Origin of the sequence: Acinetobacter courvalinii (genome assembly GCF_014635545.1) — a bacterium.
GTDB lineage: Bacteria > Pseudomonadota > Gammaproteobacteria > Pseudomonadales > Moraxellaceae > Acinetobacter > Acinetobacter courvalinii.
Genome location: NZ_BMDA01000001.1, coordinates 1693825 through 1716929 on the forward strand (window position 1 = coordinate 1693825; position 23105 = coordinate 1716929).

25 protein-coding genes are annotated in these 23105 nt (G+C 42.2%); 18 read left to right on the forward strand and 7 right to left on the reverse strand.

Features of this window, described 5'->3' with window-relative positions; translation table 11 throughout:
- Positions 1-64: 64 nt before the first annotated feature.
- Together IEV39_RS07710 and IEV39_RS07715 are read left to right on the forward strand one after the other, a co-directional pair.
- Complete coding sequence (locus IEV39_RS07710; protein WP_005229661.1) at positions 65-373, forward strand: type II toxin-antitoxin system RelB/DinJ family antitoxin; 309 nt, start codon at positions 65-67, stop codon at positions 371-373.
- A gap of 98 nt (positions 374-471) precedes the next feature.
- Positions 472-915 (forward strand): GNAT family N-acetyltransferase, encoded by a 444-nt coding sequence (locus IEV39_RS07715; RefSeq protein ID WP_005229658.1) that lies wholly within the window; start codon positions 472-474, stop codon positions 913-915.
- Between the two features lie 26 nt (positions 916-941).
- Here IEV39_RS07715 and IEV39_RS07720 read toward each other — a convergent pair whose 3' ends face one another.
- Entirely contained in the window at positions 942-1655 is a 714-nt protein-coding gene (locus IEV39_RS07720; protein WP_005284828.1) for a pseudouridine synthase, read from the reverse strand.
- A gap of 246 nt (positions 1656-1901) precedes the next feature.
- On the opposite strand from IEV39_RS07720, the gene IEV39_RS07725 reads away from it, so the two are divergent.
- Together IEV39_RS07725 and IEV39_RS07730 are read left to right on the forward strand one after the other, a co-directional pair.
- Positions 1902-2399, forward strand: coding sequence for a glycine zipper 2TM domain-containing protein (locus IEV39_RS07725; RefSeq protein ID WP_005229653.1), 498 nt, complete (start codon positions 1902-1904; stop codon positions 2397-2399).
- 143 nt (positions 2400-2542) lie between these two features.
- Positions 2543-3544: an LLM class flavin-dependent oxidoreductase gene (locus IEV39_RS07730; RefSeq protein ID WP_167510609.1), complete on the forward strand. Its 1002-nt coding sequence runs from the start codon at positions 2543-2545 to the stop codon at positions 3542-3544.
- Positions 3545-3585: 41 nt separating this feature from the next.
- Here the strand turns inward: IEV39_RS07730 and IEV39_RS07735 are convergent, their stop codons facing one another.
- Positions 3586-4302 (reverse strand): hypothetical protein, encoded by a 717-nt coding sequence (locus tag IEV39_RS07735; protein WP_005284821.1) that lies wholly within the window; start codon positions 4300-4302, stop codon positions 3586-3588.
- Between the two features lie 80 nt (positions 4303-4382).
- The gene (gene ppsR / locus IEV39_RS07740; RefSeq protein ID WP_005229647.1) at positions 4383-5219 is read right to left on the reverse strand and encodes a posphoenolpyruvate synthetase regulatory kinase/phosphorylase PpsR; all 837 of its coding nucleotides are present in this window, start codon (positions 5217-5219) and stop codon (positions 4383-4385) included.
- 158 nt (positions 5220-5377) lie between these two features.
- On the opposite strand from ppsR, the gene ppsA reads away from it, so the two are divergent.
- From ppsA to rplI, 10 genes are all read left to right on the forward strand, one after another.
- A complete protein-coding gene (gene ppsA, locus IEV39_RS07745) occupies positions 5378-7756 on the forward strand; it encodes a phosphoenolpyruvate synthase (RefSeq protein ID WP_004771590.1) in 2379 nt (792 codons plus the stop codon).
- A gap of 67 nt (positions 7757-7823) precedes the next feature.
- On the forward strand, positions 7824-8588 hold the full coding sequence (locus IEV39_RS07750; protein ID WP_005284816.1) for an RDD family protein: 765 nt from the start codon (positions 7824-7826) through the stop codon (positions 8586-8588).
- Positions 8589-8886: 298 nt separating this feature from the next.
- Positions 8887-9939 carry a ubiquinol oxidase subunit II gene (gene cyoA, locus IEV39_RS07755; RefSeq protein WP_005284813.1) on the forward strand — a complete coding sequence of 351 codons (1053 nt, stop codon included), beginning with the start codon at positions 8887-8889 and terminating at the stop codon, positions 9937-9939.
- A 3-nt stretch (positions 9940-9942) separates the two neighbouring features.
- On the forward strand, positions 9943-11934 hold the full coding sequence (cyoB, locus tag IEV39_RS07760; RefSeq protein WP_005229638.1) for a cytochrome o ubiquinol oxidase subunit I: 1992 nt from the start codon (positions 9943-9945) through the stop codon (positions 11932-11934).
- A 4-nt stretch (positions 11935-11938) separates the two neighbouring features.
- Positions 11939-12559 carry a cytochrome o ubiquinol oxidase subunit III gene (gene cyoC, locus IEV39_RS07765; protein WP_005229636.1) on the forward strand — a complete coding sequence of 207 codons (621 nt, stop codon included), beginning with the start codon at positions 11939-11941 and terminating at the stop codon, positions 12557-12559.
- Positions 12559-12888, forward strand: a complete 330-nt coding sequence (locus IEV39_RS07770; protein WP_005229635.1) for a cytochrome o ubiquinol oxidase subunit IV — start codon at positions 12559-12561, stop codon at positions 12886-12888. Before cyoC ends, IEV39_RS07770 begins: the two co-directional genes overlap by 1 nt.
- 10 nt (positions 12889-12898) lie before the next feature.
- A complete protein-coding gene (gene cyoE, locus IEV39_RS07775) occupies positions 12899-13777 on the forward strand; it encodes a heme o synthase (protein WP_005284809.1) in 879 nt (292 codons plus the stop codon).
- Between the two features lie 381 nt (positions 13778-14158).
- Positions 14159-14542, forward strand: coding sequence for a 30S ribosomal protein S6 (gene rpsF, locus IEV39_RS07780; RefSeq protein WP_004638540.1), 384 nt, complete (start codon positions 14159-14161; stop codon positions 14540-14542).
- A gap of 11 nt (positions 14543-14553) precedes the next feature.
- Complete coding sequence (gene rpsR / locus IEV39_RS07785; RefSeq protein ID WP_000090661.1) at positions 14554-14781, forward strand: 30S ribosomal protein S18; 228 nt, start codon at positions 14554-14556, stop codon at positions 14779-14781.
- A gap of 12 nt (positions 14782-14793) precedes the next feature.
- Positions 14794-15240, forward strand: a complete 447-nt coding sequence (rplI, locus tag IEV39_RS07790; RefSeq protein ID WP_005229629.1) for a 50S ribosomal protein L9 — start codon at positions 14794-14796, stop codon at positions 15238-15240.
- 90 nt (positions 15241-15330) lie between these two features.
- On the opposite strand, the gene IEV39_RS07795 is transcribed toward rplI, so the two are convergent.
- Entirely contained in the window at positions 15331-15885 is a 555-nt protein-coding gene (locus IEV39_RS07795) for an NAD(P)H-dependent oxidoreductase (protein ID WP_005284802.1), read from the reverse strand.
- A 133-nt stretch (positions 15886-16018) separates the two neighbouring features.
- On the opposite strand from IEV39_RS07795, the gene IEV39_RS07800 reads away from it, so the two are divergent.
- The 3 genes from IEV39_RS07800 to alr all read left to right on the forward strand — a co-directional run bounded on the left by IEV39_RS07800 (position 16019) and on the right by alr (position 19051).
- Positions 16019-16354: a winged helix-turn-helix transcriptional regulator gene (locus IEV39_RS07800; RefSeq protein ID WP_004654415.1), complete on the forward strand. Its 336-nt coding sequence runs from the start codon at positions 16019-16021 to the stop codon at positions 16352-16354.
- Between the two features lie 121 nt (positions 16355-16475).
- Positions 16476-17921: a replicative DNA helicase gene (dnaB, locus tag IEV39_RS07805; RefSeq protein WP_004771579.1), complete on the forward strand. Its 1446-nt coding sequence runs from the start codon at positions 16476-16478 to the stop codon at positions 17919-17921.
- A 59-nt stretch (positions 17922-17980) separates the two neighbouring features.
- Positions 17981-19051 carry an alanine racemase gene (gene alr, locus IEV39_RS07810; RefSeq protein WP_005284798.1) on the forward strand — a complete coding sequence of 357 codons (1071 nt, stop codon included), beginning with the start codon at positions 17981-17983 and terminating at the stop codon, positions 19049-19051.
- Between the two features lie 48 nt (positions 19052-19099).
- Here the strand turns inward: alr and IEV39_RS07815 are convergent, their stop codons facing one another.
- Entirely contained in the window at positions 19100-19834 is a 735-nt protein-coding gene (locus IEV39_RS07815; RefSeq protein ID WP_005284795.1) for a proteasome-type protease, read from the reverse strand.
- 202 nt (positions 19835-20036) lie between these two features.
- Between IEV39_RS07815 and IEV39_RS18500 the strand changes: the two genes are divergently transcribed.
- The gene (locus IEV39_RS18500; RefSeq protein WP_032883236.1) at positions 20037-21047 is read left to right on the forward strand and encodes a helix-turn-helix transcriptional regulator; all 1011 of its coding nucleotides are present in this window, start codon (positions 20037-20039) and stop codon (positions 21045-21047) included.
- A gap of 327 nt (positions 21048-21374) precedes the next feature.
- Here IEV39_RS18500 and IEV39_RS07825 read toward each other — a convergent pair whose 3' ends face one another.
- Positions 21375-21692 carry a putative quinol monooxygenase gene (locus tag IEV39_RS07825; RefSeq protein WP_005284787.1) on the reverse strand — a complete coding sequence of 106 codons (318 nt, stop codon included), beginning with the start codon at positions 21690-21692 and terminating at the stop codon, positions 21375-21377.
- Between the two features lie 78 nt (positions 21693-21770).
- A complete protein-coding gene (locus IEV39_RS07830; protein WP_005284784.1) occupies positions 21771-23090 on the reverse strand; it encodes an adenylosuccinate synthase in 1320 nt (439 codons plus the stop codon).
- Positions 23091-23105: the final 15 nt, after the last annotated feature.

Sequence of the window (23105 nt, forward strand, 5' to 3'; positions counted from 1 at the left end):
TGAAATTACATTGCAATGGTTTAAAATACATGACGATAACTAAAAATATGTGGTTACATTTTTTATGCGTAAAACAGAAGTTTATCAGGTTCGCCTTGATTCTCAGGAAAAGAAACAGGCTTTTGCCGTTTTTAAGCAGTTGGGTATCTCCCCTGCTCAAGCCGTTCGTCTTTTCTTCAAACAGGTTGTCCTGACCAAATCGATTCCTTTCGCAATTGAAAACCAGAACATTAATATGGAACAATTGCTTAAATTACGTAAATCCAAAGCTGCTGCATCTGCCGAAAATCCGTCTGCAATCGAGATTGAGGATGATCATGAAGATCTATTCGAAGAGCTAAATGCACTATTGGGTGAAAGTGACAAAACTTAACAATGTTGCATTTATAAACAAGTTTTTATTTTTTAAGCTGAATTTTTTTCGCTATTCTGACAGTCCAAATAAAATTATAACTGTAAGGATGGGCTGGAATGATTGTTAAGCGAGCCACAAAGGAAGATCTTCATCAACTTGCTGTCTTGTTTGACGAATACCGTCAATTCTACGGTGCATCATCAAATCTTGAACAATCTTATCAATTTCTCAAGCAACGTTTTGACAATAAAGAAAGTGTCATTTTCATTCATGTAAAAGACGATGTTATTACAGGTTTTGTTCTACTCTACCTTGCTTTTTCTTCGGTGGCCTGTGAAACCTATTACATACTAGATGATGTTTATGTCACCCCAAGCTATCGCAAACAGGGTTCAGCCAAACAACTGATTGATACCGCGATCCTTTTTGCACGCCATGAAAATGCGCTACGGATTAGTCTGGAAACTCAAAAAAATAACTACCAATCCCATCGTCTATATGAACACATGGGATTTATTCAGGATAGTGAATTTAAGACCTATCATTGCTTCTTGAAATAATGAGGAGCTGTGGAATACGACAAGGCTTAACCGTTTACAACAATATTTTGACTCAACTGTTTTTGCTCAGCACTTAAATACATCCATTCTCCTTCTGGCAGCTCAGGCAGTTCAAGTAAACCCACTTGATGTCGGTGTAATGCTTCAACCTTATTCCCTACGGCAGCCAGCATACGTTTGACTTGATGATAAACGCCTTGATGAACGGTCATGCTCAACTGATGTTCCGAAAATAATGTAACATCCGTTGCAGCAAAGATTCCTTTTTCATTTCGAAGTTCCACACCCTGCTGTAAGCCCTGAATTTGCTCAGGTGTGATCGGATCTGCGGTAGTGACATGATACACCTTAGGCACATGTTTGCGCGGATGAGTCAAGGCTTGTAAATATTGCCCATCATCAGTCAAAAGTAACAGACCTGTCGTGTCCTGATCCAGCCGCCCCACACATTGAATACCTCGATGCAGTAAAATTTCAGGAAATAAACTGAATACACTTTTATGATGTGTGGCCTGATGTGAGCATTCATAGCCCTGCGGTTTATTCAAAACCAGATAAACATGCTCACGATATTGATATTCTTCACCAAACACCTGAAACAGCAACTGATCGGTATTGATATTCTGTTTGGGATTATCACACATCTGTTGATCGATCTGGACAGAACCATTTTTAATTAACTGCTGGCAATACTTACGTGAACCAAAGCCTTGAGATTGCAAAATTTTTTCCAGCAGCATATCTAGATCCTAAACCAAACTTTTTCTATTGTACCTGATTAGCACAAAGCCCGTTGTTCATTGCTTATTCATTCTTTATTTTTATAATTTATTCACAATTTCTTCACTTGTAATAGAACCCATACAAAACCCTCGTGAAATACTCTCAATCCAGATATTGCACTCCATAATTTCACTAAAAACTCTTGTTACATTTGTCCCAAGCAAAAAGAATACTGTCCAAAAGAATGGATAAGGAGTTTCATCATGAAAGCAAATATGTGGTTATGTAGCGTTATCTTGGCAACCTCGTCAATGGTGACTGTGGCACATGCAGACAATGCAACCCGCGTTGCGGCAACTTCAGCGTTAGGCAGTGTGGTCGGTACCGCATTAGGTAAACAATTTGGTGGTGATACAGGTGCCATGATTGGTTCCGCTATTGGTGGTGCTGGTGGTGCAGCTGCCTCCAGTAATAAACGTAACCGTACCGAAGCTGCCATTGGTGGTGGTTTAGGTGGCGTCGGCGGATATACCGTAGGTCGTAACATGGGTGGTTCCAACGGCGGTTATATTGGTGCAGCCTTAGGTGCGGCTGGTGGCGCAGCGCTCGGTCAAAAAGTTGGCCAAGATCGTGATGAAGACAGTCGCTATGACCGCCGTTATGACAATCGCCGTTCTTATGATGATCGCCGTTACTATAATTCACGTCATAACTATCGTCATGACAATGGACGCCATCGTGGCTGGTACAAAAATCGTTAATCCAGTCGGTTTCTTGTTCGTTTTACCCTTTATAGCACCTTCGGGTGCTTTTTTTATAGGCTGAAACAATACATCGAACAAATTCGATATACAAACTCAAACATATATCGTAGTATTTCGATATATGGTTTTGAGATGTAATGATGAAAACACTACAAGATATAAAGTTCTCTATTCTGGAATTAGCTCCTGTTAGAGATGATAAGAGTATTGAATTTTCACTACGCCATGCTTTAGAGCTTGCACAGCATGCCGAAAAGTTAGGCTATGAACGCTTTTGGTTGGCAGAACATCACAATATGGATGGGATTGCCAGTTCTGCCACAGCGGTTTTATTAGGTTTTATTGCGGCAAACACTCAAAAGATCCGTTTGGGTTCAGGCGGGATCATGCTGCCCAATCATGCACCATTGGTGGTGGCAGAACAATTCGGTACCTTGGCAACACTTTATCCAGATCGTTTTGAACTGGGTCTGGGCCGTGCACCGGGCACCGACCAGATGACCATGCGCGCATTACGTCGAGGACGTCAGGAAACAGAGGATCAATTTCCGCAAGATGTGCAGGAAATTTTACAATATTTTAAAGCACCGCAACCGGGTCAACGAATTATTGCAACGCCTGGGCAAAATACCCATGTACCAGTCTGGTTACTCGGTTCAAGTTTATTTAGTGCGCAACTGGCAGCCAAGCTGGGACTGCCCTACTCATTTGCTTCGCACTTTGCCCCAAGAATGTTAGGTCAGGCCATCGACATCTATCGGGATAATTTCCAGCCTTCTGAATATTTGGATCAACCTTATGTATCGATGGGTGTCCCGACCGTGGTTGCTGAAACCGATGAAGAAGCTCAACATCTGGCAACCAGTTCTTATCAACGGATCTTGAACCTGATCCGGGGCCATAGCCTAAAACTTAAACCACCCATTGCATCGACTCAAGGTCTGGCAAACAGTTCTGAGCAACTTGCCATTCAGAATTTCTATGCCATGGCGCAAATCGGTTCAGCAGAAACAGTGAAAGCGGGTTTAAATAAAATTGCCAGTCAATATGAAGTAGATGAGTTTATTTTCACCTGTGATATTTACGACACCCAGAAACGGTTAGAGAACTTTAGCCTGTTGATGGACCTTAAAAACAGCTAAATGGCTATCTAAAAGTAAGCATTATTTCTCATAAATGATGCTTACTTCACGACGCCTACATACTGATAAACCGTATTGCTTTTGCGATAACGCAAATACTTGGCCTGTGGTTTTGAGTTTTGATCCAGCAGCATAATATCAATGGTTTCTAATTTTTTATCACTGCGAATATAGTCAGGCACATCATTCGGGCCTTCATGATTGTTACAGTCAAAATCAACCTGGATATGATCCAGCAGCTTTGTTTTGGTCTGGAAGAGCTTTATTGGCCGCACCGCTCCCGTTTTAGTCGGCTGAAATGCAGCAATCGCATAAGCACCGACACAACTGCTACCTTTATAATAGCTCTCAACCAGATAAACCGGTTGCTTCGCCAATATCGTTTGCTTTACATCAAAAATAAAACCTGTCTCGACAGGTGTTAAGCGCATCTTCCCCTCATTTTGAGTCTGTACATAAGAAGAATATTCACCCATGGTTCCACCACCACCGACATCAAAAGTATAAAACCTCAACTGCTGATCCGGCGAAAACTGGATATGCATATGGTAATGGTCTTGCAAAGCAGGAAAGGAATATTTAAAGCTGGCTGGATCATGCTCGATTTTCTCGACGATTTCCGACTCGATTGCCTGATTGACCTGATAAAAATCTTTATTTGCATATTTCTGAATGAGCTTTTTTTCAAATTGTGCCAAGGTTTCCGCATGCGTTTGCGAAATCACAAGAAGCGGTAGAAGAAGTACCAGTCTTTTCATTCTATTGTCCTGTTTTTATTATTGCCAAAATAGAAAAAAGCGCAGCACATCGACCACGCTTTTTCTATTAAATCTCATCTTTAACCAATACGACGTTTTAAACCGGTCATTTGCAAAACACGGGTTGAGATTTCTTCAATCGACATTTCTGTGACATTGAGATATTTAATCCCTTCCGAGATATAGATGCCTTCAACTGCACGAAGTTCCATCTGGCACTGACTAAAGCTTGAATAACGACTATTGGCCTTACGCTCATTACGAATCGCGACCAGACGCTCGGCATCAATCATCAGGCCAAACAGTTTATTCTTATGTTCACGCAGCACTTTTGGCAAACGGTTGTCATCCAGGTCTTCCTCGGTTAAAGGGTAGTTTGCTACACGAATCCCGAATTGTAATGATAAATAAATCGAGGTTGGGGTTTTACCAGAGCGCGATACCCCAATCAAAATGATATCGGCTTTGTCATAATGACGTGTTCTGGCACCATCATCATTGTCCAGCGCAAAATGCACTGCATCGATACGGGCTTTATAATATTCAGAATCGGTAACCGCATGCGTTTGCCCGACCAAAGTGGTTGGCGGTACCCCGATTTCTTGTTCTAATTTACTGATCAGGCCTTCAAATACATCCAGATTAACCGCTTTGGCCGTATTAATGATTTCACGAACATTCGGATCAACCAAGGTATCAAAAACCAGTGGCAAAGAGCCATCCCGAGACTGGCAGGCATTGATCTCTGCCACAGCCACCATTGCGGCCTCTTCAGTCGCGATATAAGGCATGATATGGATGTCAAAATCCACGTTCGGAAATTGCGCAAGTAGTGAATGTCCAAGGGTTTCTGCAGTAATTGCGGTGCCATCTGAAATAAAAAAAACGCTCCGTTTAATTTCTTTACTTACGGGCATCAAAATTCTCCTTAAACATTTGTCTTAGTGCTCTATAATCTTTATAGTAAACTCATCTAACATGACTGTCGCTTAGTAAAATACTAAATCTAGGCACTTTTGTATAATTTCATACCAATGATGGTCATTCATACTGCAAAAAAAGTGGAGTAAATACTTTGGAAGCGCGCGTAATCGGTCTGGAAAAATTAGGAAAACACGATGTCGAGCTCGTAGGTGGGAAAAACTCATCTCTGGGTGAAATGATCAGCCATTTATCCAATGCTGGTGTATCGGTACCAGGTGGTTTTGCAACAACTGCTGCTGCCTATCGTGAGTTCTTGGATCAAAGCGGCTTAAATGCTCGAATTCAGGCTGAACTTACCCAACTCAATGTTGATGATGTCATTGCACTTGCTGAGACTGGTGCAAAAATCCGTAAATGGATTGTTGACACTCCGCTTACTGCGACATTAGAACAAGAAATTCGTGATGCCTTTGCAGCACTTTCAAACGGTAACCCAGACATTGCCGTTGCTGTACGTTCTTCGGCAACTGCTGAAGACTTACCTGACGCTTCATTTGCAGGGCAACAAGAAACTTTCTTAAATATCCGCGGTATTGATAACATTCTTATCGCAATAAAAGAAGTATTTGCATCGCTTTATAATGACCGTGCCATTGCTTACCGTGTACACCAAGGTTTTGAACATAGTGTTGTTGCCCTTTCTGCTGGCGTACAACGTATGGTTCGTTCTGAAACTGGTGCTGCTGGTGTTATGTTTACGCTTGATACCGAATCTGGTTTCCGTGATGTGGTGTTCATTACTGCATCTTATGGCTTGGGCGAAATGGTCGTACAAGGTGCGGTTAACCCTGACGAATTCTATTTATCAAAACCGCTGCTAAACGCCGGTAAACATTCTGTGTTACGTCGTAACCTCGGTTCTAAACACCAGAAAATGATTTATGGTGAAGAAGGTGCGGCGGGTAAATCAGTGGTGATTGTTGATGTTGAGAAACAGGAACGTCAACAGTTTGCCTTAAATGATCACGAGCTTCACGAATTAGCGAAACAGGCCCTGATCATTGAACAGCATTATGGCTCTCCAATGGACATCGAATGGGCGAAAGATGGCGATGATGGCCAAATCTATATCGTTCAGGCACGTCCGGAAACAGTAAAAAGCCGCCAGAATGTCGGCACAATGGAACGCTACCTGTTAAAACAACGTGGTACTGTAATTTGTGAAGGCCGTTCAATCGGTCAACGCATTGGTTCAGGTAAAGTTCGTGTTGTGACTTCAATTAAAGAAATGGATAAGGTTCAGGACGGTGACGTACTGGTATCTGACATGACTGACCCGGACTGGGAACCAGTGATGAAGCGTGCCGCTGCCATTGTGACCAACCGTGGTGGTCGTACTTGTCACGCAGCTATTATTGCTCGTGAATTAGGTGTGCCTGCGATTGTCGGTTGTGGTAATGCTACAGAAGTACTTGCTGATGGTCAGGAAGTGACTGTTTCATGTGCTGAAGGTGATACTGGCTTCATTTATGAAGGTGCGCTTGACTTTGAAGTGCAACGCAACTCAATTCACTCTATGCCACAATTACCGTTCAAAATCATGATGAACGTCGGTAACCCTGACCGTGCATTTGACTTTGCCCAAATCCCGAATGAAGGGATCGGCCTTGCACGTCTTGAGTTCATCATTAACCGTATGATCGGCGTGCATCCGAAAGCATTGTTGAACATTGACAGCTTGCCACGCGAAACACGTGCAGCAGTGATGGCGCGTACTGCGGGCTACTCTTCTCCAATCGAATTCTATGTCGAGAAACTGGTTGAAGGTATTTCTACCCTTGCAGCCGCATTTGCAGATAAGCCTGTGATCGTGCGTATGTCTGACTTCAAGTCAAACGAATATGCCAACCTGATCGGCGGTAAACTGTACGAGCCAGAAGAAGAAAACCCGATGTTGGGCTTCCGTGGTGCAAGTCGTTATGTTTCAGATAACTTCCGTGACTGCTTTGAACTTGAATGCCGTGCCTTGAAAAAAGTTCGTGATGAAATGGGTCTAACCAATATTCAAATCATGATCCCATTTGTACGTACGGTTTCTGAAGCTAAACGTGTGATCGAATTACTTGCTCAAAATGGCCTAAAACGTGGTGAGAATGGTCTCAAAGTGATCATGATGTGTGAACTTCCTACCAATGCATTATTGGCTGAGCAGTTCCTTGAACACTTCGATGGTTTCTCGATCGGTTCAAACGACTTAACCCAGTTAACGCTTGGTCTGGATCGTGACTCCGGTATCGTGTCGCACCTGTTCGACGAACGTGATCCAGCAGTGAAAGCGCTTCTTTCTATGGCAATTCATGCGTGCCGTAAAGCAGGCAAATATGTCGGTATTTGTGGTCAAGGTCCTTCGGATCATCCTGATCTTGCAAAATGGCTCATGGAACAAGGGATTGAATCTGTATCATTGAATCCTGACTCAGTCCTTGACACCTGGTTCTTCCTTGCTGAAGAGCAAATCAAGAAAGCCTAATCTTTTTTAGAAAAAGACCCTCTCTGGCAGGGTCTTTTTTCATCTTTAGAATAGAGAATTTTTATTTATGCAAATTTACTTGGCTCGTAACAATCAACAAGCTGGTCCCTATAGTTTAGAACAAGTGAACCAAATGCTTGCCAGTCAACAAGTTTTATTGACGGATCTGGCTTGGCACGAAGGTATGGCTGAATGGAAAACACTTGGTGAACTTACTCAAGGTAAACTTGTATACGAACCTGTAGGTTACTCAGCTTTTGCTGCCCCCGTTGCAACCGAAAGCAAAGAGTCTTCTTTTAAAATCAAGGTGGAGCAAAAAGCCAAACCTGAATTGGCGCCTTTTCACTCTCGTGCGCTGGCAAAAGTCTTGGACTTGATGCTTTGGTTGCCAATGGCAGCCATTCCTTCATTCTTTTTTAATGAAGCTCAATATAAAGAATTATTTGAAATTCAAAAGCAATTACAGACAGCGCAAGTGGCGTCGAGTAAAGCGGTTGAATTACAGCAACAGCTGATGCAGCTCATCCCGAATGAAGCCTGGATGAGTATTTTTGCCTACTTGATTATCATGTTGATGATTCAGGCCTTTTTTATTGCAAAATCAGGCCAGAGTATTGGTAAGAAAATTGCAAAAATTAAAATTGTAGATGCTGAAACATTGACCCAGGTCAGCTCAATTCGGGCTTTCTGGTTGCGCAGCATTCTCTTTATTATTCTCAATTTACTGTTTATGCCATTTATTACAATTGTTGATTATGCTTTCTTCGCATTGAACAAAAATCGTCAAACCCTGCACGATAAATTGGCTAAAACTAAGGTAATTAAACAGTAGTCACAATTCGATAAAGAAAAGAGGATTTAATCCTCTTTTCTTTTATATTAAATTGATATCTATACAAAAAGAACTTAACTCAACCTTAATTCCTACAAGATAAATCGGGTTTTAAAACAAGCATTTCAGGCCACTTTATCAGTAGCTTAGTTCTTCAATATGAGGCATAATGCCCAACAACGTAGCGGTGTCGCGTGATTGCTAAGCATTTTTTAAACAATTCTTATCAATCACGCGACACTTTAATCGCTATCCCATAATTTAATTAGGGAATGGGACTCTTCACCGAGGTTGTAAAATGAGACAAACGATTTTAGCTGTATTGTCTTTATCTGCGATGGCCGCGCTCTTAACTGGGTGTGGCGGTGATATGGTACTTCTAAACAATAAAGGTCCAGTTGGTCAAGGTCAAAGTAACTTGATGATGACTGCGATCTATTTAATGCTATTGGTGGTAATTCCATCAATTATTATGGCATTGTGGTTTGGTTGGAAATATCGCGCGTCGAATAAAGATGCAGACTATAAACCTACTTGGGCACACTCTACGACAATTGAGATCGTTGTTTGGGGTGTTCCTGTCATTATTATTGGTATTTTAGCTTGGTTAACTTGGTGGGGTTCCCACAAGTACGACCCTTACCGTCCGTTAGAATCTGATAAAGCACCATTAACTATTCAAGCTGTCGCTGAACAGTTCAAGTGGATTTTTATCTATCCTGAGCAAAACATTGCAACGGTAAACGAAGTACGCTTCCCAGAGCAAACACCAGTAAGCTTTAAGATCACTTCTAACTTTACGATGAACTCGTTCTTCATCCCGCAGTTAGGCGGCCAGATCTATGCAATGGCTGGTATGCAAACTCACCTGCACCTGTTAGCAGATGAACCAGGTGTTTTCCGTGGTTTCTCAGCAAACTATTCAGGTTATGGTTTCTCACAAATGCGCTTTAAAGCACACAGCGTGACTGAGCCGGAATTTGCGCAATGGGTAGAAGCAGTTAAAGCTGGTAATGGTACAAGTATTAACCCTGAAGCAATTCAGAAAGGTACACTTGACCAAGCTGAATTAGCAACTTTGAAAGATGGCGATCGTTCTAAGCATCAGATCGAGCATTTAGTCAACCGTGCTAAAGCTGCTGGTGATGAAGAAGCGCTTGCTAAAGCTGAAGCGATGAAACCGTTCCCGACTAAGCCACACCCAGTGACTTATTACTCATCAGTTGAACCAAAATTGTTTGAAACAATTATCAACCATTATATGAGTAACTATCACGGTGCTGACCATTCTGCTGGACTTGCAACAGCAGAAACTCATGCTGCAGCAGAACACGCTGCTCAAGGGGAATAAGACATGGATATGATTTTTGGTAAACTTGGGTGGGATTCGATCCCGACAGAACCCCTTGTACTTGTCACCATGGTCTTTATGGCACTTGGTGCAATTGCTGTTTTAGGCGGTATCACCTATTTCAAAAAATGGGGATATTTGTGGAATGAGTGGTTTATTACGGTAGACCATAAAAAGATTGGTATCATGTATATCATCGTATCTGTCGTCATGCTGTTGCGTGGTTTCGCCGATGCGATCATGATGCGTCTACAACTTTTCCTCGCGAAAGGCGGCGGTGAAGGTTACCTGCATCCTGACCACTACGACCAGATCTTCACCGCACACGGTGTGATCATGATCTTCTTCGTAGCCATGGGTCTCGTTGTTGGTATGATGAACATCTCTGTACCTTTACAGATCGGTGCTCGTGACGTTGCGTTCCCATTATTGAACTCTTTAAGCTTCTGGTTATTCGCCGGTGCTGCTGGTTTGATGATGCTTTCACTGGTATTGGGTGAGTTTGCTGCGACTGGTTGGATGGCTTATCCTCCTCTATCTGGCATTCAATATTCTCCTGGTGTAGGTGTTGACTACTATATCTGGGCACTTCAGGTTTCTGGTCTAGGTACGCTGTTATCTGGTGTTAACTTCTTTGTTACCATCATCAAAATGCGTGCACCTGGCATGAAACTCATGGACATGCCTATTTTCACGTGGACTTCACTGTGTACGGCTGTACTCATCATTGCATCATTCCCTGTATTAACAGGTACCCTTGCAATGTTGACGCTTGACCGTTACTTCGGTTTCCATTTCTTCACCAATGAGCTTGGCGGTAGCCCAATGCTTTACGTGAACTTGATCTGGACTTGGGGTCACCCTGAAGTATATATCTTGGTATTACCGGCATTTGGTCTATACTCAGAAATCGTGGCAACCTTCTCTCGTAAAGCGTTGTTCGGTTATAAGTCTATGGTGTATGCAACCATCGCGATTACTGTTCTTGCGTTCGTTGTATGGCTTCACCACTTCTTCACCATGGGTGCTGGTGCGAACGTGAATGCGTTCTTCGGTATCATGACCATGGTTATTGCGATTCCGACTGGTGTGAAAATCTTCTCTTGGTTATTCACCATGTATAAAGGTCGCATCACCTTTACTACGCCTATGTTATGGACGCTTGGCTTCCTCGTAACATTCGGTATCGGTGGTTTAACTGGTGTACTTATGGCTGTTCCACCTGCGGACTTCCTAGTACACAACTCATTATTCTTGATCGCTCACTTCCATAACGTAATTATCGGTGGTGTGGTGTTTGGTATGTTTGCCGGCATCATCTTCTACTGGCCGAAAATGTTTGGTTGGAAGCTCAATGAAGCATGGGGTAAAGCTGCGTTCTGGTTCTGGTTCTTCGGTTTCTATTTTGCATTCATGCCACTTTATATCCTTGGTTTCATGGGTATGACACGTCGTTTGAATACATATGACAACCCTGAATGGGATCCATACTTGGCTATCGCGTTATTCGGTGCTGTTCTTGTTGCAATCGGTATTGCATGCTTCTTGATGCAAATCATTGTTGGTTTCTTACAACGTAAGGACAACATGGACCACACTGGCGATCCATGGGATGGCCGTACCCTTGAATGGGCGACTTCTTCCCCTGCTCCGTTCTATAACTTTGCGCATGAACCAGATGCAAGCGGCATTGACCGTTTCTGGACTGACAAAGAAAATGGTGTAGCATACGCACGTAATACTAAATATGAAGACATCCACATGCCGACTGATCGTGCTGCTGGCTTCGTCATTGCCATGTTCATTACCATTCTTGGTTTTGCACTGATCTGGCATATTTGGTGGCTCGTTGTTGTTTCATTTGTTTCAGCTGTTGTTAGCTTGATCGTAAGCTCATTCACCAAGAATGTGGATTACTATGTTCCTGCTGCTGAAGTTGAGCGTATTGAAAATGAACGCTATGCTTTACTTGAAAAACACTTGAAGAAGGACTAAGGAAATGGCTGAAGTACTTCATCACGACAACCACGGCCACGATGGTCATCATGAGCATGATGATACAGACTTGACGGTCTTTGGTTTCTGGACATACTTGATGAGTGACTTGATTCTTTTCGGATCACTCTTCATCGCGTTCGCTGTATTAAGCAGTCATATCCCACCAGGAACCCCAAGTGCATATGACCTGTTCCATGATTCATTAGGCTTCGTGTTAACTGAAACATTTGCCTTATTGATTTCATCGGTAACATTTGGTTTTGCTGTACTGGCATCTTATAAAAAGAATGTAAATCAGGTGATCACTTGGTTATTGATTACATTCCTTTTTGGTGCATCGTTCATCGGGATGGAAATCTACGAATTCCGTCACCTTGTACATGAAGGCCATGGTCCAACTCACAGTGCATTCTTATCATCGTTCTTTACCTTGGTTGGTACACACGGTATCCACGTAACTTCTGGTTTAGTGTGGATGCTGGTATTGATGTATCAGATCAAAAAGAATGGTTTGACTTTACCGAATACACGTCGTCTTGCTTGCTTAAGCTTGTTCTGGCACTTCCTTGACATCGTTTGGATCTGTGTATTCAGCGTCGTTTACTTACTGGGAGTTCTCTAATGAGTAGTCATGAGCATAATGCTGCAGGTGCGTCACACGGTAACTTTAAACAATACACTGTTGGATTTATCCTCTCTGTTATCCTCACCATCATCCCGTTCGGGATGGTGATGGCGGGTGGTTTCAGTCGTGGCGTCTTAGTTACAGTAATCGCAATCACTGCCGTTGCTCAGGTGCTTGTACAACTTGTGTACTTCTTACACATGAATACATCATCTGACCAACGTTGGAACCTTATTGCATTTATCTACACAATTTTATGTATCGCTGTACTGTTAGTCGGCTCTGTGTGGATTATGAATTACCTACACTACAACATGATGATCTAAACTGATTGTCATGTGGAAAAAGTATTTATTCCTGACTAAACCAGGAATTCTCTTCGGTAATTTTATTACCACCTTGGGCGGCTTTTTCTTAGCCGCCCAAGGCTCTATAGACTTCCTCTTATTATTACTGACCTTGCTTGGAACAACTTTTGTGGTTGCTTCTGGTTGTGTCGTCAATAATGTAATTGATCAAGACATCGATCAAAAAATGCAACGCACCATGAACCGCGCGCTTGTGACTAAAACCATTTCCCCTACTGTTGCCATGTGCTATGCCTTGGTCTTAGGTATTATTGGTTTTAGCATTCTCTGGTTCTATGTCAATGCTTATGCATTTTTATTCGCTGTGATTGGTTTTGTGGTCTATGTCGGTTTTTATAGTTTGTGGACCAAACGTACCACAATCCATCAAACCGTCATTGGTAGTATTTCCGGAGCGAGTCCTCCTGTTATTGGTTATACGGCTGTAAGTCATCAGTTCGATATGGCGGCCTTATTGATTTTTGTTGCATATGCTTTATGGCAAATGCCACATTCATGGGCGATTGCAATTTATCGTTTTGACGATTACAAAAATGCAGGCGTTCCGATTTTACCTGTAGCGCGTTCGATTTTAAGAACCAAGATTGAATCACTGATTTATGTGGTTTTATTTACTGTTGCGATGAATGCACTGTATGTTTATGAATACACCAACATGATTTTCCTGGTGATCTGTAATGCACTTTGTATTTACTGGTTCTACATTGGTATTTTAGGATTTAAGGCTAAAGACGATCAGCTTTGGGCAAAACGCTTTTTCCTTTTTTCAGTAATTCTGATTACTGTCATCAGTTTAAGCTTTAGCTTTAGCTTCAAATGCCCTGCACCATTCTTCCCTATTTTTTAAAAAGATAGAGAACGCTCTATCTTTTTATTCTCCCTCGCTGTAATCATTTCGTGCAATAAAAACATTCGCTTCTTTATTGCCTAAATGAACTCTCTTTTATTCTCCCTCCTCAGTTGTTCTGCACTTGATTTAAGCCAAAATTCTCACCCTATTCGTACCTTGCTGTAATTCCATAAACTGTATTTCATCTCCCAAACAAATTGCTGTTACTTTTTTGCTGACCCTACAAAAAATTAAAAAACACAATCCCACTAAATTTGCTTTATCACGCTGATTTGACTATAATCGCCGCTTCGCAATTTGCGACATAACTTTTTAAGTTATGACTCCTTGCTTCTGATTTTTATAATCAGGGGCTGCTTAAACCGTAAGGAGCTGACAATGCGTCACTACGAAATCGTACTATTGGTACATCCAGACCAAAGCGATCAAGTTGTAGGTATGGTTGAACGCTATATCTCTCAGATCAAAGAAGCTGAAGGTCAAATTCACCGTTTAGAAGATTGGGGCCGCCGCCAATTGGCTTACCCGATTAACAAAATTCACAAAGCACACTACATTCTTATGAATGTTGAATGTGGTCAAACGACTCTTGATGAATTAGAAGAATTGTTCCGTTATAACGACGCGATCATTCGTAACATCATCATCCGTCGTGAACACGCAATTACTGAAGAATCTTTACTTGCTAAGAGTGCTGAAGAAAAACGTGCGCGTAAAGCTCAACGTGAAGAAGCACAACAAGCAGTTCAAGAAGCTGAATAAGGAGAACATCAATGGCACGTTTTTACCGTCGTCGCAAGTTCTGCCGCTTTACAGCTGAGAATGTTGCGTACATCGACTACAAAGATATCGACACTTTAAAACAGTACATCACTGAAAACGGCAAGATTGTTCCTAGCCGTATTACAGGTACTAAAGCTCGTTATCAACGTCAATTAGCGTTAGCTATCAAACAAGCTCGCTATTTGTCTTTGATTCCGTACACTGACAACCATAAGTAAGTGAGGTGAGCTGTGGACGTTATCTTATTACAACGCATTAAAAACCTTGGTAAATTAGGCGACAAAGTATCAGTTAAAGCTGGTTACGGTCGTAACTTCTTGATCCCTCAAGGTAAAGCTGTAGCTGCAACTGAAGCAAACACTGCTGCTTTTGAAGCTCGTCGTGCTGAACTTGAGAAGCAAGAAGCTGAAGTATTAGCTGCTGCGAATGCACGTGCTGAACAATTGAACGAAGTAAACATCGTTATCACTGCGAAAGCTGGTGATGAAGGTAAACTCTTCGGTTCTATCGGTACTCGTGACATCGCTGATGCTTTAACGAATGCTGGTCTTACTGTAGACCGTGCAGAAGTTCGTTTACCAAACGGTGCGCTTCGTCACACTGGTGAATTCAACATCGCAATCCAATTGCACCATGATGTTGTTGCTGAAGTTCTCGTTACTATCGTATCTGAGTAATTTCTGCAAAGAAAAAGAGCATGTTTTACATGCTCTTTTTTTATGTCTATTGTTTTTGTTTTCTCAAATAACCCTTATTAAAAATATAAGTTAATGCATCTCTAATAAATAATTCACATAATTCACTGCGCTCTGATTAATTTCATTCCCAGTAGGTAGAGCCTCCCCTTGTTCCGGATTGGTATCCATTCCATAAAAAGCATACATCGGCTGATAATCAGCCTTCACATAGCGTGCGGTTAATTCAAATGGTAAACACAGCTGTTGTAGCGAAAATTGATAGCGACCATCTGTGGTATAGTCTTTTTCTTTAATACCTGCGGAAACTGCAAGGGTTATTTTCTTATCTTTTAGCTGATTTCCAGCTGAGCCATAGGCCCAACCATAAGTCAGCACATCATCTAACCATTGCTTTAATAACGGTGGACAGTTAAACCAGTAGATCGGGAATTGAAAGACCAGATTTTGATGTGCTTCCACCAAAGCTTGTTCTGTTGTGACATCAATAACACCATCTGGGTAGTGCCGATAAAGTTGATGGACAGTGAATTCATCTGGATATTGGCTCAACTCCTCAATCCAACGTTTATTAATAACAGCGTTATCAATATCTGGGTGAGCGACAATCACGAGTGTTTTTTTCATTTCAAAGCATCCCATTAGACATCTGAGTCTTTCTGCAATCAATATGAAATTAATTATAGAAGTATGCTAGAGATAATATAAGTACGGTCATTATGGTTATATACTAGACTAAAAGTTAGTGTCAGAAAAAATTATGGAAACTTGCGCCCCGCCCCAGATTGACTTAGAGCAAACAGATTTTGGATATACGCTTTCCTTGATCAACGGCAAATACAAAATGATTATCATGTATTGGCTTTATCAGCATAAATCCATCATGCGATTCAATGAGTTAAAACGTTCCATCGGTAATATTTCTTTTAAAACCTTGAGTCTGACCTTGAAGGAAATGGAACGAGACCAATTGATTATTCGTAAGGAATATCCTCAAATTCCACCAAAAGTTGAATACAGCCTATCAGAGCGAGGCCTGTCTTTAATTCCACTGTTAGATATGATGTGCCAATGGGGCGCCTCAAATCGACTCTAAAATTCGAACCACACTTTTTCACCACTTACACAATTTTCCCTGAATTAAATTGTCCAGATCAGCTTCATTTGGATTAAGATAGTCACTCGGTATTGTTTCATCTTTTTTATTAGGTCTTGTTATGTCACAGGCGAATGCCAATTTTACAAAAAATTCTCCAAACACAGAGAGTAAAGTGAGTGACTCAGGTCAGCTAAAAGAATTCCGTACCCCGCCACACAATCTCGCTATCGAGCAGGCAGTCTTAGCAGCCTTAATGACGGTGGCTGAATCTTTTGAACAAGTCAGTGACTTACTCAAAGAAAATGATTTCTATGCAACGCGTCACAAATATATCTATCGTGCCATTGAAAAACTGGCTCAAGAAAACTCGCCATACGATGCGGTTTTGGTCAATGACTGGTTGCTCAAACAAAACCTGCTTGATGCCATTGGTGGTGAAGAATATTTGATGCAATTAATGGCAGACTCGCCATCAAGCTTCTACAACCTTGAAATTTATGCCAATAAAATCAAGGAATTTTCAACGCTACGTAACATGATCAAGATCAGCAGTGATATTTTACAAAATGCCTATGACACCAAAGGTCGTCCAGTCAGTGAAATTCTTGATTTAGCAGAAACCAGTATTTTCTCTTTGGCGGAACAGCACAACAACAATAAAAAAGATTCTGGGCCAAAATCAATCAGTTCTGTGACTGCGGACGTTATCACCAAATTAGATGAACTGTCTAAACTAGATGGCAACATTACTGGTTTAACCACGGGCTTCCTAGAACTGGATAATAAAACCTCAGGTATGCAACCGGGTGACTTGATTATTGTCGCGGCACGTCCATCGATGGGTAAAACCACTTTCGCCATGAATCTGGTTGAAAGTGTATTACAATATAATCGCTTACCAGCACTGGTATTCTCTATGGAGATGCCAGCCGACTCGATTGCCATGCGTTTGATTTCTGCCATGGGTAAAGTCCATCAAGGACATTTACGTTCGGGTAATCTGGATGCGGATGAATGGACCAAAGTCACCGGGACCATTCTGCAATTACAGGAAATGCATCTCTATATCGATGATTCCTCTGCCCTGCCACCTACCGAACTTCGTGCCCGTGCGCGTCGTGTGGCCAAAATGCATGATGGCAAAATCGGTTGTATCATGGTCGATTACTTGCAGTTGATGAAAGTACCCGGTATGGGCGATAACCGTGTCGGCGAGATCTCGGAAATTTCCCGAAGCCTGAAAGCGCTTGCCAAAGAAATGCAATGTCCTGTTATCGCACTATCACAGCTGAACCGTAGTTTGGAGAACCGTCCAAACAAACGTCCAGTAATGTCCGACTTACGTGAATCCGGTGCGATCGAGCAGGATGCCGACTTGATCATGTTTATTTACCGTGATGAAGTCTATAACAAGGAATCTAAAGAAGCAGGCACCGCCGAGATCATTATTGGTAAACAGCGTAACGGCCCAATTGGTAGTGTGCGCCTTGCCTTCGAAGGTCAATATACCCGTTTTAGTAACCTCTCACCTGAGTTCTATGCCCAGTATGATGATGAGGAATAATTCTTCCCCTATTTAGCTGCTTTATCTACTTTCCAAGTCGTCCCAAAGGAGAAATCAGGGTGCGCCAAGCAACAGTTTATATTGATAGTGATGCACTACAATATAATTTCAACCGCGTTAAACAACTTGCTCCATATTCAAAAATTGTCAGTATGGTCAAGGCCAATGCTTACGGACACGGAGTTAAAGATTGCTTAGCCGCCTTGGACGCCACAGACGCCTTTGGTGTCGCCTGTTTAGAAGAAGCGCTAGAGATCAGGCAACTGGGATACACCCAACCGATCACGCTGATTGAAGGTATATTTTCTGAAGATGAAATGGCACAGGTGATTGAACAGAAACTTGAATGTATCGTTCATCATAGCCAGCAAGTCGAATGGCTGATCCAGCACAAGCAAGCATATAATGCGTTAGGATTAAAGGTCTGGGTCAAACTGAATAGCGGAATGAACCGTTTAGGCTTTAAAGTGACCGAAATTATCGAGGTCATCCAGCGTTTAAAAGCAGAAGGTTTTACCTGTGTCCTTGCCATGCATTTTGCCAATGCCGATGTCGATCATCCATTGAACGAACAACAAATAGAACAATTTTTGCAGGTTAAACAGGCATGCGCACCAATATTAGCCTCATGCTGCAATTCAGCAGCGATTTATAAATATCCAGAACTGCATTTTGATTTTGTCCGTCCGGGAATCATGCTATATGGTGCCTCTCCCTTTGCTGACAAGAATGTGCATGAGCTCGATCTGAAACCGGTGATGACTTTTAGCGCAGAAATCATGGCTTTGAACCAGATTCAACCAGGTGAATGTGTCGGCTATGGTTCCACTTATGCAGCAACCTGCCCTTCAAGAATTGCCATTGTCTCGATTGGCTATGGAGATGGCTATCCACGCGCCTATATCCAGCAAAACTTTGTAGCTATTGGTCAGCAACTGGTTCCAGTGGTTGGACGCGTCAGTATGGATATGATGGCGATTAATGTGACAAATATCACAGCCGAGATTGGTACCAAAGTAGAGCTTTGGGGCGCCCATCGTCTCGTGGATGATGTTGCTACTGCAAACGGCACCATTGGCTATGAGTTATTGTGTCGTTTAAGCAATCGGCCACTGCGTAAAGTCATTTAAATACACCGAAAATCCAGGCCAATGTCTGGATTTTTTATTTTCCTAGATTTATAAATCATAATCTGCTGTCGGCTTTGGCAATTCTTGTAAACCACGTCTTAAAGTTTCCGACCACTGCTTACTGATCTGGGTGAAATAAAGATCATTTTCACTGATCCGTTTACCGGTTGGAATCTTAAAGCTATCTTTGTGGTAAACCAATGCATCGAGTGGCAAGCCGACCGAGACATTGGAACGCAAGGTCGAATCAAATGAAATCAGTGCACAACGCAATGCATCATCCAAAGGCATTTTATAATACAAGGCTCGATCCAGAATCGGTTTCCCGTATTTACTTTCACCAATCTGGAAATAAGGCGTATCTGTGGTCGCACAAATAAAATTACCCTGCGGATAGACATTATACAGCTGCATTTTATCGCCCTGAATTTGCCCGGCCACCAGAATACTGCAAGAGTAATTCATCTGCTCATGCAGATCTGAAGTAATATCTGCCAGCACCTTACGTAACGTTTTACCAATCAGTTCAGCCACTTCAAACATGGTATTGACGGTATTCAGATTCGGTTCCTGCCGTAAGGTCAGCGCATTTTGCAAATGCCCAATCACCGCCTGAGTCGTCGCCAGATTACCGGAGGTTTGCAAAGCAATAAACCGCTCTCCATCTACCCCAAAGGTGTGAAGCTTTCGAAAAACGGAAATATGGTCCACCCCGGCATTGGTGCGGGTATCACTGATTAGTACCAAGCCTTGTTCCAGTCTTAAAGCACAACAATAGGTCATCTTTTTCTCTCTACATTTAACAAGCCCAAACCTGAAGCGTAGACACCTTATAAATGAATATTTTTTGTCCTTATTTGAAATATTTAAGCAAAAGCGTGTTCATTTCAGTCGTAAATACGTAATCTGGATCGGATGGACTTGCTAAATAGGTATAGTTTTTTTATTGTGTGTGCTTCAGACCATTGAATTACGTATTACGCTTATGTCATCCGTACAAGAAAAAGAAACTTCAAATAGCCTTTATCGCCAGTGGCAGATTTTATCCCGCCTTTCGACCGGAAAATGGATGGGGACCCGAGAATTACAAGAAATTTTAGAACGTGAAGGCATTGATATTAGCCTGAGAACGATTCAGCGCGATCTAAATCAGATTGCGCAACGCTTCCCTATCGAGAGTAATAAAACCGTCCCTCAAGGCTGGCGCTGGCGTTCTGATGCGCCTATTCAAAGCTTGCCCCACATGACCAGTTCGCAAGCGGTGACCTTCATGATGGTAGAAGAACATTTACGTCACCTTCTCCCACCCAGCTTGCTAGAAGAGATGATGCCCTGGTTTGATCTTGCCAAGCGCAGCCTTTCGACCCAGAACAACGTAAGACAATGGATTAACCGTGTCCGTATTGTACCTGCGACACAGCCTTTAATCCCACCTGTGGTGGACAAACATGCCCAACAGGCGATTTACGAAGGTTTATTACAAGATAAACAGATTGAATGTATTTACCGTGCCAGAACCCATCAGGGCGAAGATAAGACCTATATCCTGAATCCATTGGCATTGGTGCAAAAAGGTGCCGTGATTTACCTGATCTGTACCCGTAATGATAAAACCGAAGTCCAGACCTTCGCCTTGCATCGTTTTAAATCAGCAACCGTGCTGGACAATCGTGCATTGCATCCTGTGAATTTTGATATTGATAATTATATTGAATCAGGTGCTCTTGGCTTCCGGGTCGACTATAACAAGCCAACTGAACAGATTCAGTTAAAACTGACCATGAGCGAGAGTACCGCCAAAAGCTTCTACGAAAGTCAGCTTAGCAAAGATCAGGTCATCCAAGCTTTGGAAGAGAATATTGTTGAAGTTTCTGCAACCGTTCCTTTTACCTCACAACTGGTGTGGTGGCTTAGAAGTTTTGGTAAAAAGATTCTGAATATCGAACCTGCCGCTGTTTATAATGCAGTGAAAGAAATTGAAGAAAATGAGCAATAAAAAAAGAGAACCTTTCGGTTCTCTTTGACTTTTATAGGTTTTATTATTAATCACTCAATATTATTATTCTTGTTTTAAACGTCAAACCAACCTCTCTCCCCGCCTTGATCAAAATTGGTTTGCACCTTTTTTAGCGCTGTAATGCAAATCAACATCGGCACGCCAATTCATAGCCATTGTAACGGATTCTCTTTTTCGTCATAGTTAAAAGCCCTCTTGGTTTGAACGTAAAGCTAATATAACGAGGATTCTTAAAGCTGTGAAATAACAAAGTCTGGAATCCAAAGCTGATTTTTTGCTATCACCATTTGCTAAATCAAAGCCATATTACTGATCATTTTGATTCTCAAACAAGGTCTCAAAACGATGTAGATGCGTAAAACATCCAGCTTGTGTTTGATATTGATCAATTTGCGGCACCAAGCGCTGAAAGTGCTCAGACTGTACATGTAAATCCAGCGCAGCCCGATCACCCCATTCTTCGATGAAAACAAAATGCCCTTTCTGCTTATGATCATGATAAAGGTCGTAAGCAATACAGCCTGCCTCAGATCTGGTCTTTTCAACCAGTTCCTGATACAGCGGTAAAACCATCTCAATGTGTTCGGGTTGAATAAAGTCTTCTACAATCAGTTTTAAGGTCATATTGGCTCTTATTTTTCTGAAATTTTTGCATAAAAAAAGCTCTCAAATTCATGAGAGCTTTTTTGTCATCTATTCAGCTTATGCTGAAAATGGATGACGTAATACGATTGTTTCTGCACGGTCAGGACCTGTTGAAACGATATCAATTGGGCAACCAATTAACGTTTCGATACGACGTACATAAGCCAATGCATTGACAGGAAGTTGATCGATTTGAGTTAAACCGACAGTCGACTCGCTCCAACCTGGCATGGTTTCATAGATCGGCTTCAAGCTTTCGAATGAAATTGCATCAGAAGAACCGGCACAGCCTGAATCCACATCTTCATAGCCTACACAGATTTTCACTTCTTCTAAACCATCTAATACATCAAGTTTAGTCAAGCAAATACCAGACAATGAGTTCACTTCAACTGAACGACGTAGAATTTCTGCATCGAACCAGCCACAACGACGTTGACGGCCAGTAGACGCGCCAAACTCATGACCGACTGTACCTAAGTGACGACCAATCGCATCACCAGTATCGGTTGCTGCATTGTAGTGTAGTTCAGTTGGGAATGGACCAGCACCTACACGTGTTGTATAAGCTTTGGTAATACCCAGGACATAGTCTAAATGCAGTGGTCCCATACCTGAACCAGAGCTTACGCCACCTGCAGTAGTATTCGAGCTTGTTACGTATGGATAAGTACCGTGATCGATGTCAAGTAATGAACCTTGCGCGCCTTCGAACATGATTGCCTTACCTTCTTTACGGTAATCATGTAACACTTTAGTCACGTCAATCACTAATGGTTCAAGCACTTCACGCCATTCATTGCAAAGCGCAAGTACATCTTCAAACTTAACTTCTTCAACGCCATAGAATTGAGAAAGCTGGAAGTTATGCAACTCAAGCATTTCCTGAAGTTTTTCTTCAAGCAACGCACCACCACGGATCAAGTCAGCGACGCGTACTGCACGACGTGCAACTTTATCTTCATAAGCTGGACCAATACCACGACCTGTAGTACCAATCTTGGCATTACCACGTTTTTTCTCACGTGCCTGGTCTAGCGCGATATGGTTCGGCAAGATTAATGGACAGTTTGGAGAAATACGTAAACGTTCTTTAACAGGTACGCCTTCTTGTTCCAGAATGGCCATTTCCTTGATTAATGCTTCAGGAGAAAGAACTACACCATTCCCGATTAAGCACAATACGTTTTCACGTAAGATACCTGATGGAATGAGGTGTAATACAGTCTTCTTACCACCTACGACAAGAGTATGTCCTGCGTTGTGACCGCCTTGATAGCGTACTACCGCAGCCGCTTGATCTGTGAGCAGGTCGACGATTTTACCTTTTCCTTCGTCGCCCCATTGGGTACCAAGTACCACAACATTTTTGCCCATAATAGCCTCATTACA